12 protein-coding genes are annotated in these 17,336 nt (G+C 37.9%); 6 read left to right on the forward strand and 6 right to left on the reverse strand.

The features are described from left to right. Positions 1–200: 200 nt before the first annotated feature. Positions 201–1,496 (reverse strand): amidohydrolase family protein, encoded by a 1,296-nt coding sequence (locus ACAM30_RS19510; protein ID WP_369616185.1) that lies wholly within the window; start codon positions 1,494–1,496, stop codon positions 201–203. Positions 1,497–1,499: 3 nt separating this feature from the next. Further along, positions 1,500–2,558 carry a hypothetical protein gene (locus ACAM30_RS19515; RefSeq protein WP_369616186.1) on the reverse strand — a complete coding sequence of 353 codons (1,059 nt, stop codon included), beginning with the start codon at positions 2,556–2,558 and terminating at the stop codon, positions 1,500–1,502. Positions 2,559–3,023: 465 nt separating this feature from the next. Between ACAM30_RS19515 and ACAM30_RS19520 the strand changes: the two genes are divergently transcribed. Continuing rightward, positions 3,024–3,950, forward strand: a complete 927-nt coding sequence (locus ACAM30_RS19520; RefSeq protein ID WP_369616187.1) for a phytanoyl-CoA dioxygenase family protein — start codon at positions 3,024–3,026, stop codon at positions 3,948–3,950. Positions 3,951–4,292: 342 nt separating this feature from the next. Then, complete coding sequence (locus tag ACAM30_RS19525) at positions 4,293–4,706, forward strand: hypothetical protein (RefSeq protein ID WP_369616188.1); 414 nt, start codon at positions 4,293–4,295, stop codon at positions 4,704–4,706. Between the two features lie 183 nt (positions 4,707–4,889). Here ACAM30_RS19525 and ACAM30_RS19530 read toward each other — a convergent pair whose 3' ends face one another. Then, entirely contained in the window at positions 4,890–5,453 is a 564-nt protein-coding gene (locus tag ACAM30_RS19530; RefSeq protein WP_369616189.1) for a DUF417 family protein, read from the reverse strand. Between the two features lie 86 nt (positions 5,454–5,539). After that, positions 5,540–6,391: a helix-turn-helix domain-containing protein gene (locus ACAM30_RS19535; protein ID WP_369616190.1), complete on the reverse strand. Its 852-nt coding sequence runs from the start codon at positions 6,389–6,391 to the stop codon at positions 5,540–5,542. A gap of 245 nt (positions 6,392–6,636) precedes the next feature. Between ACAM30_RS19535 and ACAM30_RS19540 the strand changes: the two genes are divergently transcribed. The 4 genes from ACAM30_RS19540 to ACAM30_RS19555 all read left to right on the forward strand — a co-directional run bounded on the left by ACAM30_RS19540 (position 6,637) and on the right by ACAM30_RS19555 (position 12,974). Beyond that, positions 6,637–6,999, forward strand: coding sequence for a hypothetical protein (locus ACAM30_RS19540; protein ID WP_369616191.1), 363 nt, complete (start codon positions 6,637–6,639; stop codon positions 6,997–6,999). Between the two features lie 225 nt (positions 7,000–7,224). Next, positions 7,225–8,325, forward strand: coding sequence for an efflux RND transporter periplasmic adaptor subunit (locus ACAM30_RS19545; RefSeq protein ID WP_264530198.1), 1,101 nt, complete (start codon positions 7,225–7,227; stop codon positions 8,323–8,325). A gap of 32 nt (positions 8,326–8,357) precedes the next feature. Then, positions 8,358–11,471 carry an efflux RND transporter permease subunit gene (locus tag ACAM30_RS19550; RefSeq protein ID WP_369616192.1) on the forward strand — a complete coding sequence of 1,038 codons (3,114 nt, stop codon included), beginning with the start codon at positions 8,358–8,360 and terminating at the stop codon, positions 11,469–11,471. A 6-nt stretch (positions 11,472–11,477) separates the two neighbouring features. After that, complete coding sequence (locus ACAM30_RS19555) at positions 11,478–12,974, forward strand: TolC family protein (protein WP_369616193.1); 1,497 nt, start codon at positions 11,478–11,480, stop codon at positions 12,972–12,974. Positions 12,975–13,889: 915 nt separating this feature from the next. Here ACAM30_RS19555 and ACAM30_RS19560 read toward each other — a convergent pair. Together ACAM30_RS19560 and ACAM30_RS19565 are read right to left on the reverse strand one after the other, a co-directional pair. After that, on the reverse strand, positions 13,890–14,138 hold the full coding sequence (locus ACAM30_RS19560) for a hypothetical protein (protein ID WP_017497164.1): 249 nt from the start codon (positions 14,136–14,138) through the stop codon (positions 13,890–13,892). A gap of 177 nt (positions 14,139–14,315) precedes the next feature. After that, on the reverse strand, positions 14,316–17,267 hold the full coding sequence (locus ACAM30_RS19565; protein ID WP_369616194.1) for an FAD-binding and (Fe-S)-binding domain-containing protein: 2,952 nt from the start codon (positions 17,265–17,267) through the stop codon (positions 14,316–14,318). Between the last annotated feature and the right edge of the window lie 69 nt (positions 17,268–17,336).

The following is a 17,336-nucleotide window of genomic DNA, read 5'->3' on the forward strand; positions in this document are numbered from 1 at the left end:
CAATTGTAAGAATCACAGTTCTGAAGGATTTATTTCGGATCCTCACTCTGCTCTGGCCCTTTCAGGGCAATCTTTTGTTCAACTTAACTCATAGTGCGTTGCACTATGCTTGTACTTTTGGATTTTCAGACCTTATTTCACAAAAAAACCTCCAAAATCAATTGATTCTGGAGGTTCTAAATTTTGTCTTATTCTTCTAATTAAGCCGAGCGAATACTTACAGGTTTTCCGGAATAATACTTGCTCTTCAAATAATTATTGATATTATTCTTGGCCATTTGATCCCATAGAGAGTTCCCATTTTGAAGCTTAACATTCGAAGCATAATTTCTAAATCCTTGCACGGCAACTTGTTCCAGACTGTCTTTCTCGGTCATAAAATAATCTGTTCCGAACAATATTTGATTACCATAAGATTTATCCACTTCTCTAAAAAATACTTTATAAAGTTCACTGTTTTCTTTTAAGAGACATTCTGCGACATCATACGATATATCTGTATAAACATTTGGATGCTCAGTCATCAGGTTTTGTATCTGATTGAACCAGTTCTTTCTTAACACTCCATAAGGATTGATTTGATTGCTCTCTTTATTGTTTCCTTCGGAAGCTTGTATCTGATTGACACCGCCAAAGTGCGCAAAGCATATCTTAAGATCTTTAATTGAATTCAACATAGACTCATACGAATGTGGCTCAAGAAAATAAGAGCAGCTGCTTCTACAGCTTTCCCGGTCTTTTCCATTAAAAAGATTTCCGAACAAACCTCCTTTCTCACCAATAAATTTGGGTACTCCATATACATTTCCGGTATAGGGGTCAACAGGGTTTAAATTTCGTTTGATGTACTCTTTATCATAATTATAAATTCCGCCCAGGTAGTAAGTGTGTGTCATTATCGGTACACCATTATCAGCAGCCCATTCCATGGTTTTTCTCAGTTTTGCATCAAAAGCATAATGTCCGGTACTTGGGTACATTTTTAAGCCCTGAAACGGATATACATACGTTCCTCCTACTTCAATTTTAGTTTCGAAATAACGTTCTACCGTTTTCTGAATTTCGTCTCCACTGCTTTTCCATCTTGGGTCAAGTCCAAAAAAAGGCAGAATATTGTCAGGGTATTTTCTTTTGATATCAATTACTTCTTCAATTTGTCCTTCAAAACCGCTAACAGATCTTCCAACTCCTAAATACTCTAAGTTTTGACATAGGGTAATAAACTGAAATGTTTCATTAGGGTATCGGGACATTAAATCTTCAAAAATATCGGTCTGGTATTTACTTTTACCGATTTGAAGGAAGGTAGCATATCTTTTGGCCATTCCTTTATTGCTGCTCGCCAATTGTCTGATCAGCCACGCTCCGAGATTTGTATTCGTAAAATTATCGACTCCTTTTGCTAAAAAGGGAGGCATATACAGTTCCAGGAAGTTCTTTGGCGCATTATTCATGGTGAATATGTGCGTATGAGCATTTTTGTAATTATTTTCCATAATCTATACTTCTTTAATTACTGTTTGCGCTGTAGTAGTCGTTGCTTTTTTCAAAATATCAAACCAGAACGGAGCCCCTAAACTTGCAGCAAAGGCCGAAACAACGATACCTAAAATTTTAAGCAGAATACAAGAGAAGGTAAAACAATCTTTTTCTGAACTGCTTTTCACATCAGCACACTGCGCTTTTTTCCAGCCAATAGGCAAATCTAAATTGGTTTTTAAACTGTCTATTTGTTTGGCTAAACCCTTAATATCTTTTTTGGTTGCATTCAGGGCTGCCGTATCAGTTACTGTACCTTGTCCCGGCGCAGCATATTTTGCGCTGAGTACTTCTAACTGCATCTTGTTCTTTGTGTAATAATCAATCATGGCCGTTCTTGCCGTGGGATTAGTATCATAATACTTAAACAAAACAATACTGTCTATATTAATGATGCAGCTTACCAGAAGCCCGATAATAAACAAACGCTTTCTGGAGAGTTTTTTATACCATACACTGGTTCGATCACTAAACTGATCAAACCAAATGGTGACTTCTTTGATTAATTCTTCATAAAGAATCTTCTCTGTAGTACCGGTTTCTGTATTGGAAGCTCTTATCTTGGCTTTGTTCATGGCGTTTCTCAACATCAGAATCAAATCGCTTTGTCCTAAATAGGTAATTGCAAATTCAAAATTATTCAATAAATCATTGCTGTACTTCTTTTCATGGTTTACCTCATCGTCCTGTAACAGTATTTTGGCCGCCTGAGCATTTGCAACAGTATCCACCAATACTTCTGCGAGAGTTTTGGGAGTAATTTCGGTTGGAGGCGCTTTTTCCGATTTGGTCAATAATCTGATATTACTGTTGTTGTACATTAACAATCCCCAATTGATCTGATTGGAAAAATCAAAAAGCTTTTCGATAATTTTACTTCTGAAAAACCGGCCTCGTTCACTTTTTATCTGTACCGTCAGTTCAAGAATCATACTGCACAGTAAGGCAAATAATGCCCAGCTTATGATAAGTGAAATAGCGACCTGAACAATAGTGGAGGAAAAAAAACTGATGTCCATTATCTCTGATTTTAAAGTTTTGCTTACTCTTTAAAGGATTTTTAGCGTACTCCTTACTGAATATCTCTGGAAGGGTAAAATTCGATTCTTAACGACGAAAAGACCTAAAAAAATTTAGTGCGTTACAATCAATTTATTCCCCCGTAAACTACCAACAAGTATAAGTAAAAAAGCACTATTATTAATAAGTAAATACACCTGTTTTATTTCATTTTATGGGGTGGTAGAAAAAATCATACCTTAAATTTTCATATCTTGTTCTTTAACGGAGTGCAGTTATAGACTGTGAGATGTGAGATGTGAGATGCTAACGGTAAACTATAAACTATAAACTATAAACCATAAACTATAAACCATAAACTATAAACCATAAACTGAAAAAAACACGTATTTCTACTTTCAACAAACTGTTCTAAAAACCTTACATTTGAAAGTATTGATTCATAAACGATAAAAACTACCAAAATGACAGACTCACTAACTGTTCTTGAAAAGTTATGGAAACGCACCTTACAGCCGGAGGGTTTAACCGTTCAAACCGATGATGAAACCTGGAATGCAGAAATTAAAGCCTTGTTCCAATTGGGCATTGGTATGGAAGACACCTTGCAGTATTTATATTTTGAAAAACCGGATTTTGATACTTTTAAAACCTGGATCACTAACAGAATGCGAAATATCACTTATGAATCCGAAAGCACAACCACTGATGTTCTCTCGCAGGAAGATCTGGAATTTTGGAATGAAAACGGTTATGTTATTCTGAAAAATGCCATTCCGGAAAAAGATTGTGAAGAAACGCAGCGTGCCATTTGGGATTTTCTGCAAATGGATCCTTTCAAAGAAGAAACCTGGTACGAAAGACACGAAGATCAGAAAGGCCTGATGCTTAATTTTTCGGATCATGAGACGTTAAACCGAAACCGATTTTCAACCAAAATTAAAAGAGCTTACGAACAGCTTTACAATACTGATCAAATTTATAAAACTATCGATAAAGTAAGTTTCAATCCGCCGGAAACCAGAGATTTTACTTTTTTAGGGAGTCCGCTTCATTGGGACATGAGTTTGAGACAGCCTATTCAATTTGAAATACAGGGATTGCTTTACCTCACCGATTGCGGACCTGATGATGGTGCTTTTCATTGTGTTCCCGGATTTCATAACCAAATAGACGATTGGTTAAATAACCTTGATCCGGATGTCGATCCCAGAGAAGAAGCAATAAAAACATTGAAATCAGAACCTATATTAGGAAAAGCAGGCGATTTTATCATCTGGAACAGCGCATTGCCACATTGTGCCACACCCAACAAAGGTCAAAATCCACGCATGGTACAGTATCTTACTTATTTACCAAACGATCACAATATTGCAGGAGAATGGATATAGATACTCTCTTAATGGCAACCTCACTAATCTCATTTCACTTCGAAATGAGATTTTTTTTAAATTCTATTACCAACAGGACAGCTCAGATCCAACATAATTCAAACTCCAAAACAGAGATTAATTAAATTTTCAAAAGCACTTTTCTTGTTTTTTGAGACGGTTTTCTAATAACTGATGCCTAAATAACTCAAAAAAACTATCTCTTTCATGCTTTCTTACCTCCTTTTGTTTGATATTTTTTTCTTAAACACAAAAAATTCCCTACTTATCATTTGAACATTTAAAACACTAATAAATAATTAGATAAAACCATTTAGTTGAAGTTTAAATTGATATTTTTAGATGGATGAGTCTAAAGATACCAGAGTTTACTTTGTTTCTGCTGCCGATCAAAAAACAGAATACACCGCAGAAATCGTGTACTTAGGCAACGGCGAAACTGTGGCTCCTTTTCTGCAATATGGAGTGTACTACTTTCTTCCGGAAAACATGCCGTTGGGATTGTATGATCTCCGTATTAAAAATGGAGCTTACACCCTCCAGAATGCCAGTGTAGAAAACCGATTTAAAATTGAGGTAACAGAACCTGACTATTTCAAAACAGAGAGATTCGGTTTTCCAGCGACTAAACGTTCAGGAGAAACTCTTGAAGTGCGAGGTGGTTTATTAAATGAATTTACAGCAGTAGAAATTTACAATACAAGTAATACTGCTGTCACATATCCTTTAGAAATGGTAAGCCTTACTTCTTTATAAAAGCCGTATTGAAAATTCCTGTCGGAGCATACAACAGAATGAGATTTAAAAGAGGTACCGCAACCTCAAATCTAAGTTATGCTGTGACTGTACAATAATTTTAGAATTTTAATAATTGAGAATGTAAAAGCCTTTAGTTGCCCTGAGCAATAAAGGCTTTTCTAATATTACTTCGGTTCAGTTTCAACGCTGTCTCTTGAGATACAATGCGGCCGATTCACTCATGGTAATCAAAGAAGCTCCCAATATCACAATGTCTTTTAGAACCAGACGCCCTCTACCCGACAAATAAGGAAAGCCATATTGTTCATCCGTTAAATGTGGCACCCAGCTTTCAGGTGTTGTTACTAAAAAAGATAAGGTTCCTATAGTCAATATAAAGACCAATATACTTCCGATCAGACTTGCCAAAGGTGCCCATTGATGAATTGCAACCAAAAAACCTATTCCGATTAACAAAATTCCAAGGCCATTGGCAAACCCATACGTATTGTTGGCTACATGCCATTCGTGGTTTTTGATTACCAGCTCTCCTTCTTTATTGACAAATTCCTTGTACTCGGAGGGCTGATTGTAAAAGAAAGACATAAAAGGACTGTTGGCTACAAAAGGTACAATTCCGTCTGCTTCGTAGGTAAAGAACTTAAGCCCGCCAATCCATAAAAAAACAATTACGATTCCGGCACGTACTGCTTTTTTTCCTAACTGATCTAGATTTGCAATTGTATTCAAAATGGTATTTTTCATTGCTGTTGTTTTTAAATTATTTGTTTTTAAATGACACAGCAAAACTACATTGCAGAGGTTTGGCAAAGAATGGACGAAAAAGGATATTAGCTAGACAAATCTGCCACAATTGAGATTCCGGTTGTTTTTCGGAATGTTTGCGGAGAAACATTTGTCATTTTTTTAAAGACCCTGCTAAAATAATATTCGTCCTGAAATTTCAAAGCAAAAGCAATTTCTTTAATACTCATTCTCGTCAGGTGCAGGTGTTTTTTGGCTTCAAGAATTTGTCTTTCCTGAATCATTTGCGTTGGAGTTTTATGGAAGCGTTTTCTACATTGTTTGGTAAAACTGTTTGGAGTCATCGCTAATAAGGAAGCATAATCACTTGGTTTATGAAGGGTTAGAAAATGTTCCTCCAACAGCAGTCTAAACTCATCCATTTTTTCATCTTTTTGAAGTTCCTGCTTCTCCACACTGTTCATTTTGATACTGCTCGATTTGGCCAAGAAAAGCTGAATATAGGCTCTTAACACAATTTCAGAAGGAGTTTCCTGCTTCAGTTCATCCGTAATCTGCTCCATTAATTGTGCATACAGCTGATGCTGTTCGACAGTCAGGGATATAGAAGGTTCCAAATAAATATTATTGAAAAGTAAGCCATTACAAGCAACTTCATTTCTATGATACTCAATACAATAAAAATCCCCATGAAATTGTAAAACACTATATACAAGTGGTTTAATTTCTTTAATATGAATAGATTGTTGAGGTGTAGAAAATAAAAGAACCGGGGCTTTGAAATGAAAAGAAGCAAAATCGGCATGAAAGATTCCCTCACCTTCACTGACAAATAAAACAGTATACTCACTAAACTGAACAGGTTTATTCAAAACAAAATTTTCTGACTGATCTGTTCCCAATAAAAATGTGCCCTGTTCTGAGAATACTTTATTCATTTCAATAATTTTAATGCTTCTTTGTCCTTTTACAAAATTAAGAATGAATTCCGTTATAACGATTCCAAGTCGCTACAAAACCATTTAAAAAATGAAATAGGTCTTTCCTGAATGTTATCCTATCCTCAATTTTTAATATTTTCTTAAAATTTTAAGAATTCATTATTTTACAAATGCCTATATTTGGCCCACATCAAATAGAAGTTGTCTTTGCAGACAACAAGCTACAATTCCTCATTGCATACATGAAACCATTAAAGTTCATAGGTATTATTTTGCTGTTCCTGTTCTCTTTTTTAAGTAGAGGAGAATTTGGCAAACGCCCTGCTGAACTTACTATCTGTCAGCTTCAGGAAAACTTTACCGCTTCAGAAGTACCACAATTTTCATCTTCCGCTTTGGTCAGTCCCAAAGATCTTGACATTCATTTCATTGTCAAAAAGAAGATTAAACATCGTGCTACAACTTCAGACAGCAGTACTTTAAAAACACCGTACTATACCAAGTTAGTACCATTCAGAATTTTTAATGATCGCTTAATTTATGGTATGGCTACTGTCTACCAGATTCAGCGTCATACCCATTTGCACCTGTACCAGTTATTCTAGGTCATCATTCATTTCATTTTTATATTCCTCTTATGCAATGCGCTTTCTGTGTTTCTATTGCAAAGGATAACTTGTGATGTAAAAATATTTTCTGCAAGCGTTACTGTCTTCTAAAAGCAGTAGTCGTTACAATTCCGCTTATTTAACATTTAAATTATTCATGCCTCCCTACAAATCAGTGTTGGGGAGCACCTTCATTTATATACCTCTATTTAAAAATTCATTATGAACACTACAAAAAATCAATTCTTGTTAATTGTTTTATCTGTTTTATTTCTGAGCTCTTGCGGAGATAAAACCAAAAAAGAGACTTCAAAAATCAAAACACTGCCTGTCTATAAAGTCACCTTGCAGGACACCATCGTTTCTAACCGGTTTGTGGCCGATGTGCACGCCAAAAACAATGTAGAAATACATGTCCGTATCCCCGGATTACTGGACAAGGTTTATGTGAGCGAAGGACAAAAGGTACAAAAAGGACAACTGCTGTTTAAAATCAGTGATGTTGAACTGCAAATACAATTGCTAAAAGCTCAGGCCGTATACAAAAGTACGATGGCAGATCTCAGAATTGCCACAGTCGAACTTGAGCAGGCACAAACCCTGTTTAACAAGAAAGTAATTGCCGACAAAGAACTGGAACTTTCTAAAGCCAAATATGAAGCTGCTTCTGCCAAAGTTGCCCATGCAGTTGCCGAACGAAAAGCAATCAATCAGCAGATTAGTTTCACCACCATCAGAGCTCCTTTTGACGGAACAATCGATCGTATTCCGTTCAAAGAAGGCAGTCTTGTAGAGAATGGTTCTCTGCTGACAACGGTTTCTCAACTGGATGATATCTACGCCTACTTTTCGATTCCCGAAAACATCTATTTCCAAATGATGACCGACAAAAGCCTCAACAAACCCGGAGGCGATATTAAACTGGAATTACCAAACGGAGTTGTTTACAACCAAAAAGGCGAATTAAGAACTGCCGATGGTGAAATTGACCGACAAACGGGTTCTATTCAGTACAAAGCCAAATTTCACAATCCACAAGGTTTTATCAAACACGGAACATCAGGAAAACTTATTATATCAGAACCTAAAAAGAATGTGATCCTAATTCCTCAAAAAGCTGTTTTTTCGATTCAGGACAAACAGTTTGTATTTCTCGTCAACAAAGAAGGAATTGTAAAAATGACCAACATTAGTATTGGAAGTACACTTGACGATGTGTTTATACTGAACAAAGGATTAAAAAGCGATGACCTGATTGTACAGGAAGGAACTCAATCATTACGGGACGGTGACAAAATTAACATCCAAAACGCAAGCTTATAATTCCTTATTAATTAGTATCAAAAAAACATAAAATGATAGAGTTATTTATCAAACGAAAAATACTATCGTTAATCATTTCGGTGATGATAGTACTCCTCGGTATACTGGCCTTATTTCAGTTACCTATTACACAATTCCCTGATATCGTTCCGCCATCGGTAACAGTAACAGCTAAATATACAGGTGCCAACGCTGAAGTTTCGGCCAATGCAGTCGCATTGCCTCTGGAACGTGCGATTAACGGTGTTCCCGGTATGACCTATATGTCGACAGTTACTTCAAACGACGGTCTGACTCTTATACAAGTCTTTTTTGAAGTAGGAACCGATCCCGATCTGGCAGCCGTAAACGTTCAGAACCGTGTGACGACTATACTCGATGAGCTGCCCGAAGAGGTAATTCGTGCCGGAGTAACCACTGAGAAAGAGGTAAACAGTATGCTGATGTATCTGAACATTACGAGTACAGATAAAACTCAGGACGAGCAATTCATCTTCAACTTCACGGATATTAATATTCTTCAGGAATTGAAACGTATTGACGGTGTCGGGAGAGCTGAAATTATGGGACAAAAGGAATACTCGATGCGGGTATGGCTTGATCCACAAAAAATGCTCTCTTATGCGATATCGGCAAATGAGGTTATTGCTTCTCTTCAAAAACAAAACATCTCTGCTGCACCTGGTAAAGTAGGTGAAGGTTCAGGACAATTGGACAATCAGCTTCAATATGTGATCAAATACGGCGGAAAATTCTATGAACCTAAACAGTATGAAGAAATTCCGATTCGTGCCAATCCAGACGGAACCATTCTAAAATTAAAAGACCTCTCGAAGATCGAATTTGGATCAATGAGTTACGGAATGGTTTCTAAAACCGATGGTAAACCTTCCGCATCTATCATGCTAAAACAGCGTCCGGGTTCGAATGCTTCTGAAGTAATTGCCAGTGTGAAAGAAAAGATGGCCGAACTTCAAAAGACTTCCTTCCCTCCTGGTATGGATTATAATATTGCTTACGATGTATCGCGCTTTTTGGACGCTTCGATTGATGAGGTTTTAAAGACACTTGTCGAAGCCTTTATTTTGGTAGCCTTTGTGGTTTTTATCTTCCTACAAGACTGGCGCTCTACTTTAATACCAGTACTGGCCGTACCTGTAGCCCTTATTGGTTCGTTTGCTTTCATGTCGATGATGGGCTTTTCGATCAATCTGTTAACCCTATTCGCTTTGGTATTATCAATCGGAATTGTGGTTGACAACGCCATTGTAGTAGTCGAAGCCGTCCACGTCAAGATTTCCGAAGAACATATGGCACCGCTGCCGGCAACGATAAGTGCCATGAAAGAAATTACCGGAGCAGTTATTGCGATCACGATTGTAATGAGTGCCGTGTTTATTCCTGTTGCCTTTTTGAGCGGTCCTGTTGGAGTTTTCTACAGACAGTTCTCTTTAACTATGGCGATTAGTATTGTGATTTCGGGAATCAATGCACTTACTTTAACTCCTGCTCTCTGTGCTATTTTACTTAAACCGCATAATCCGGATGAGAAGAAGGCTTCTTTACTGAATCGTTTCTTCGACAGTTTTAATAAATGGTTTGATAATGTAACTGCAGGTTATATCCGAATACTGGCCAAATTTGCAGATCGTACCACAGTTACTGCTGGTTTATTGGTTTTATTCTGTCTGCTTACCTGGGGAACCAGCAAATTTGTTCCGGGTGGATTTATTCCTTCTGAAGATCAAGGAATGGTTTATGTAAGTGTCACTACACCTCAGGGAGCCACTGTAGAACGTACTGAAAAAGTATTGGATGAGGTTACCCGTCTGGCCAAAGAAATTAAGGGTGTCGACAACGTCACCACTCTTGCCGGATACAGTATCGTGACCGAAATTGCAGGAGCTTCTTACGGAATGGGAATGATCAACTTGAAAGACTGGAACGATCGTGATATCTCGGTAAACGAATTCATCACCAAACTGGGAGAGAAAACAAAGAACATCTCTGATGCTCAGATTGAGATTTTTGCCCCGCCAACTGTACCTGGTTTTGGAAATACAAGCGGTTTTGAACTTCGCTTACTGGATAAATCCGGCGGAACGATTACGAATACTGATGCTGTCACCAAAAACTTTATTAAAGAACTAAATGCTTCGCCTGAAATACAAAACTCTTTTACCAGTTTTGATGCTACTTTCCCGCAGTATTTAATTCATATTGATTACGATCAGGCTGCCAAAAAAGGAATTTCGGTAGACAATGCCATGTCAACGTTGCAAACAATGCTGGGTTCTTTTTATGCGACCAATTTTATTCGTTTCTCCCAAATGTATAAAGTAATGGTTCAGGCCAGTCCGCAATTCAGAAAGAATCCGGAAAGTATTCTGGATATGTATCTTAAGAACGAGGCGGGCGAAATGGTTCCGTTCTCTACCTTCATCAAATTGGAACGTGTGTACGGTCCTGAAGTTCTGACCCGATACAACATGTACATGTCGGCCATGATCAATGGAGAACCAGCTGACGGCTACAGTTCCGGTGAAGCAATTGCCGCTGTAGAGAAAATCGCTGCCGAAAAACTTCCGGGCAGGTTTGAAGTGGAATGGTCCGGTATGACACGTGAGGAAATCCTTTCGGGAAATCAAACAATTTACATTTTTGCGTTGTGTATACTGTTTGTTTATTTGCTTCTTGCTGCCCAATACGAAAGTTTACTGCTTCCGTTTCCGGTACTCTTAAGTTTACCTGTTGGGGTGTTCGGATCGTATCTCGCTTTGTTAATGGTTGGACTCGACAATAACATTTATGCTCAGGTCGCACTCGTCATGCTGATCGGACTGCTCGCCAAAAATGCCATTCTGATTGTAGAATTTGCGATGGCGCAGAACAAAATCGGACGAGATATTACGGAGGCTGCTATCGAAGGAGCCCGACTGCGTTTCCGACCTATTTTAATGACTTCTTTTGCTTTTATTTCAGGACTGATTCCTTTATGTATTGCCTCGGGTGCAGGAGCTGTTGGTAACCGTTCGATTGGTACAGCTGCAGCTGGAGGAATGTTCATCGGAACGGTGTTTGGACTTGTTATCATACCGGGTCTTTACATACTGTTTGCAAAACTTGAAAAAGCAATGAAAAAATAATACAAAATGAAAAAATCACTAAATCAATATAAAGCAGTTACTTATCAAAACAATCAGTTTAAGTCTTTTTCACTCTTACTGGTAACCGGAATGCTGTTATTGACAGCTTGTTCTGCTCCGAAAGTTAACGATAATCTGGCGGCTAAAGCACTGCCCAAAAACTTCGATATTACTTCAAAAAAAGCTGCTGACAGCGGAACAACTTTTGTTCCGCTGCAAACAGCCACTTATTTTAAGGATGAAAAATTAGAACAATTATTAAACAAAGCGACGACTCAAAATCCGGATTATTTAATCATGGAACAGCGTATCTTAATAGCCAACTCGCATTTGAAAGCAGCTAAGCTGGCTTTATTGCCTTCACTGGATTTTCAGGCCGATGCTTCGGGAACCCGTTACGGAAAATACACCATGGAAGGCGTTGGAAACTTTGATACCAATTTTTCTCAAAACATAACCGACAAACAACGAATTGCAACAGGTATGACTCCGAACTTTTTTCTGGGAGGAAAAGTATCCTGGGAAGCTGATATATGGGGAAAACTAAGCAATAGAAAGAAAGCGGCACGTGACCGCTATTTTGCCTCTCAACAAGGAATGCGGTTGCTAAAAACTAAGCTCTTAGGCGACATTGCTGAACTGTACTACGAACTGGTAGCCTTAGACAAACAAGCTCTAATTTACAAACGAAACCTTGATACTCAAAAACATGCCCTAGATATTGTCTCGGCACAGCGATCTGTTGGAAAGGCCACAGAACTTGCCGTACAGCAATTCAATGCCCAAAACAACAATATACTGGCAGAGGCAGAACAATTAAATCTTAAAATCGATCAGGCAGAAAAGGCATTACTTACGCTACTTGGAGAGTACGGCGGGAAAATCGAAAGAAACACTGATTTTTCATCAGGTTATCTTAAAGTCTTAAACCAAAAAATAAGTGTAGACTCTATCATACACAAAAGACCCGATGTGTCGGAAGCTTACTTTGAATTGAGGGCTACAAATGCAGATGCCAAAGCGGCTCGTGCAGCTTTCTTTCCAACTGTAAACCTAGGTGGATACGTGGGAATGAACTCTTTTTCATTAGCAACTTTTTTTGACAGCGGTTCGTTTGCCTGGCAGTTATTAGGCGGAATCACCGCTCCGATATTCAATAAAGGCCAAATCAAACAGGAGTTTTTTACTGCCAATCGTAGACAGGAAATTTCTTTTCTTCAATATCAAAACACAATTACAACTGCTTATAATGAACTAAGTGCCTTATTGCACCGAACTGAAGCTTTTGAAAATGTGCTGAAATATAAATCTAAAGAAATTGAGCATCTTGAAATTGCCGTGAATGTTTCCAATGATTTGTATCTGAGTGGTTACGCCAATTACCTTGAAATTATCAATGCGCAAAAAAACAAATTACAGGCTGAGCTTGATTTTGTAGATATTCAATTGAAAAATGCAAATGCACAGATCTTACTGTATAAGGCTTTAGGAGGGGGAATGTAATTTTTTTTAGTTTCAAAGAGATCAAGAGCAAATGTTGGGGAGAAAAGGGCTGAAAGCCCAAAAAGCAGCAGTATAGTGCAAAGCACTATGCGTTAAATTATAAGGTATAGAATTACCCTGAAAGGATAACAGTAATTTTCACCCTAACAAATCTCAATTAAAAAACGTTCCTACTCTTAGAGAATCGTACGCAAAATATGCAAATACTTTCTTTGTGGTCAGGCTTTTGCCCTTTCAGGGCGTAACCCATAATTGCCGTCATCATTCATAGTGCTGCGCACCATGCTTTTGCCAAAGCTCTTTCAGAGCAAATGCCAATTATAAAGATAAGTTTCAGTATAAAATTAGTCCCATTTAATTAGACTACATTGAGTATTCTACTTTATAAAGCTTTAGGAGAGAAATGTATTTTTTTTTTAGTTTCAAAGAGATCAAGAGTAGATGTTGGGGAGAAAAGGGCTGAAAGCCCCAAAAGCAGCAGTATAGTGCAAAGCACTATGCGTTAAATTATAAGGTATAGAATTACCCTGAAAGGGTGACAGCAATTTTCACCCCAACAAATCTCGATTAAAAAACGTTCCTACTCTTAGAGAATCGTACGCAAATATGCAAATGCTTTCTTTGTGGTCAGGCTTTTGCCCTTTCAGGGCGTAACCCATAATTGCCATCATCATTCATAGTGCTGCGCACCATGCTTTTGCCAGAGCTCTTTCAGAACAAACACCATATCTTCTTGCGTAAGAATACAACATCCTTGCTAATTCACATTTTCACCTTGTAGATCAGTACAGGTTTGAAACCTGAAACTTCAAACCTGAAACTTTGGACAACCTCTTCCAAAACAAAGAACCCCGCTTCTATACCGAAACGGGGTTCTTGTTTTTTATGCGTTACTTATCGTTTACTACAAATGTACTATTTGTAAAACGAAATTGTATCTGTTAGGTTTTCTCGGTGTATAAAAGCTGTAATAAACTCCTGAACTTCGTTAGTGCTTTCAGATCGTGTTTCAAAAGAGTTAATATGAAATTCATCATCCTGATCCAGAATGTGTATGATTTCTGTATACCCTTTAGAAATTAAACTTCCTTTGAGTTTTATAATGTTCAACTGTTGGCGACCATCTAATTCCTTGCGAACTTTTAGTTTTATAGCTTTTTCCATAATAGATGTTTTAAAATGACAAACCTTTATCCTCTACTCAAATTTAAATATTATTCTTTTGACTCCTTGTTAAAAAAACAAACATAAATCATTTTTTATCAACAAACTATAAACAATTGATTAACAAGTCGTCACAGTCCTAATATTATCGAAGATGGAAAAATCGCTCGTTTCAAGCTATTTTAACGCTTTATACAAAATCTCAACCGGATGCTGTGCTATTCTGCCCGTACCATCAGCAATCTGGTGCCTGCAACTGGTACCCGAGGCAGAGATTAGCGTGGCTTCTTCTTCAGAACGAATGGTTGGAAACAAAACTAATTCTCCAATTTTCATCGACAGCTCATAATGCTCCTTTTCATATCCAAAAGATCCTGCCATACCACAACAACCGCTTGGAATGTTCAGGACGGTATAATTTTCGGGTAAAGCCAATATTTTTTTAAGAGGTACCAATGAGGATAAAGCTTTTTGAAAACAATGTCCGTGCATACGTATGCGCTCCGGTTTATCGGTAAAATTGTCTGAAGAAATTCTGCCTTCCTCCAGCTCTTTTGCTAAAAATTCCTCAATCAGCAAGGCTTTTGTGGCAAAGTTTTTTGCTTTGGTTTTTAATTCTCCTCGGCATAAATCAGGGTATTCATCTCTAAAAGTTAAGATCGCCGAGGGTTCTATTCCGATCAGAATACCATCTTTCGGAATCGTCTGCTCAAAATCTTTGATATTTTGTTCTGCAATTTCACGTGCTTCTTTCAACATTCCTTTTGAGAGGTACGTCCTCCCACTAATCCCTATTTTGGGAACTTCGACCTGATAACCCAAACGATTCAAAAGTTGAACAGCCGTCTGCCCTATTTCAACATCATAATAGTTTAAAAATTCATCATTGTACAGATACACTTTTCCATTGCTAAAATTTCCTTCCTGACTATACGTTTTCATCCACTTGGCAAAAGTAATTTTGTGCATCAAAGGCAATTTTCGTTCTGTAGCAAATCCTGTTGTTTTTTTAACCACATTTCCAAAAGCCCCTTTTGTCGATAAATTATAGGCCCACGGAATTGCAGCAAACCATTTATTTATTTTAGGAGTATTCCCGATAAGTCTGGAGCGAAGTTTCACTCCGTTTTTATCATGATATTGTTGTAAAGTTTCGGCTTTTAATTTTGCCATATCTACATTAGATGGACATTCAGATTTACATCCTTTACAGCTCAAACACAAATCCAATACGTCAACAAGATTGTCGTCATCAAACTTATTGTTTTTTGTAGAATTGGTTATCGTCTCTCTCAGCATGTTTGCTCTGGCTCGTGTGGTGTGCTTTTCATCTCGTGTTGCCATATAACTCGGACACATAGTACCACCGCTCTTTTCGGTTTTTCGGCAATCTCCGGAACCATTACACATCTCGGCAGCACGCAAAATTCCGTTATGTTCCGAAAAGTCAAAATAAGTTTCCGGCATCGGGGTATCCTGTCCGGCCGTATACCTCAGGCTGGTATCCATCGGTGGTGTATTCACAATTTTACCGGGATTGAAAACGCCTAAAGGATCCCAGGTTTCCTTAATCTGAACAAACAATTGGTAAATTTCCTCACCTAACATCAGCGGAATAAACTCACCTCTTAACCTGCCATCTCCATGTTCACCGCTTAAAGAACCTTTGTATTTTTTAACCAAATGCGCGATATCTGTCGCGATCATCCTGAAAAGCCTCGTTCCTTCTTCGGTTTTTAAATCAATAATCGGACGCAGGTGCAGTTCTCCTGTTGCCGCGTGCGCATAGTGTACACAGCTTAAATTTCGTTCTTTTAAAATAGCATTAAAATCTTCAATAAAATCCGGTAAATCGTTTACATCTACCGCTGTATCTTCAATAACGGCAACCGCTTTGGCATCACCCGGAATATTAGACAACAAGCCCAAACCTGCTTTGCGTAAAGCCCAAACTTTATTAGTGTCCTCACCGTAAACAATCGGAAAATGATACCCTAAATTTTTAGAACGCAGCAAAGCTTCCATTTCTTTAGCAATAATGGCAATCTCTTCAGGAGAATCTCTTAAAAATTCAACCGCTAAAATCGCCTGAGGATCACCTTTTACAAAAAAACGATTTTTGCTTTGCTCAATATTTTCTTTGGTACATTCCAAAATATAATGATCAATCAACTCCACACTGTCCGGCTGGAATTTTAAAGCTTCAATATTAGCCTTGAGCGACTCATTAATACTTTCAAAATGAATACATACCAATGCCGAATAAGGTTTTAAGGCATCGACCAAATTCAGTTTTATGGCAGTTGAAAAGAACAAAGTTCCTTCTGAACCTGCTATCAGCTTACAAAAGTTGAATTGCTCTTTCGAATCTTTAAAAGGCATAGTATCTGCCAGTAAATCTAAAGCATAACCGGTATTTCTTCTTGGAATTGTTTTTTTAGGAAAATGATCATCAAACAAAATTTGGTTGGACGCTGACGATAAAATTTCTTTTGCCTGAACATAAATGGCCTGTTCTAATGGACTTACAACGTTAATTCCATTGCATTTATCTTCAAATTCAGCATTGGTTAAAGCTCCAAATGTGACTTCGTGACCATCGGCCAGAAAACCCTTGATTTCAAGCACGTGTTCGCGGGTCGATCCATAAATAACCGATCTCGCACCACAGGCATTGTTGCCTACCATTCCCCCAATCATGCAACGATTGCTCGTCGAAGTCTCAGGTCCGAAGAACAATTTATAGGGTTTCAAATGAAGGTTCAGTTCATCACGTATAACTCCGGGCTCTACCCAGGCCGTTTTGTTCACCTCGTCAACCGATATAATTTTGGTAAACTCCTGCGAAATATCTACTATGATTCCGTTCCCTACAACTTGTCCCGCCAGCGATGTTCCGGCAGCTCGCGGAATTACACTGCTTTTATACTCTCTCGCAAAAGCAATGATCTTCTGAATATCTTCCTTTGTTTTTGGAATGGCAACTGCAAGGGGCATTTCTTTGTAGGCACTGGCATCCGTCGCATAAAGCAAACGCATGGTATGATCGTAGAATAATTTACCTACTAACTGTTTTTCCAGCTGTTCTAAAGGAACAGAACTATCGGAAAAGACATTATCGTTATTCATTTTTATTCTTTTATTAATTCGTGTTTGTCATTTCGAGGAACGAAAAATCTTCGCAAGTAACTCGACAAA

The organism is Flavobacterium sp. CFS9 (assembly GCF_041154745.1).
Lineage (GTDB): Bacteria > Bacteroidota > Bacteroidia > Flavobacteriales > Flavobacteriaceae > Flavobacterium.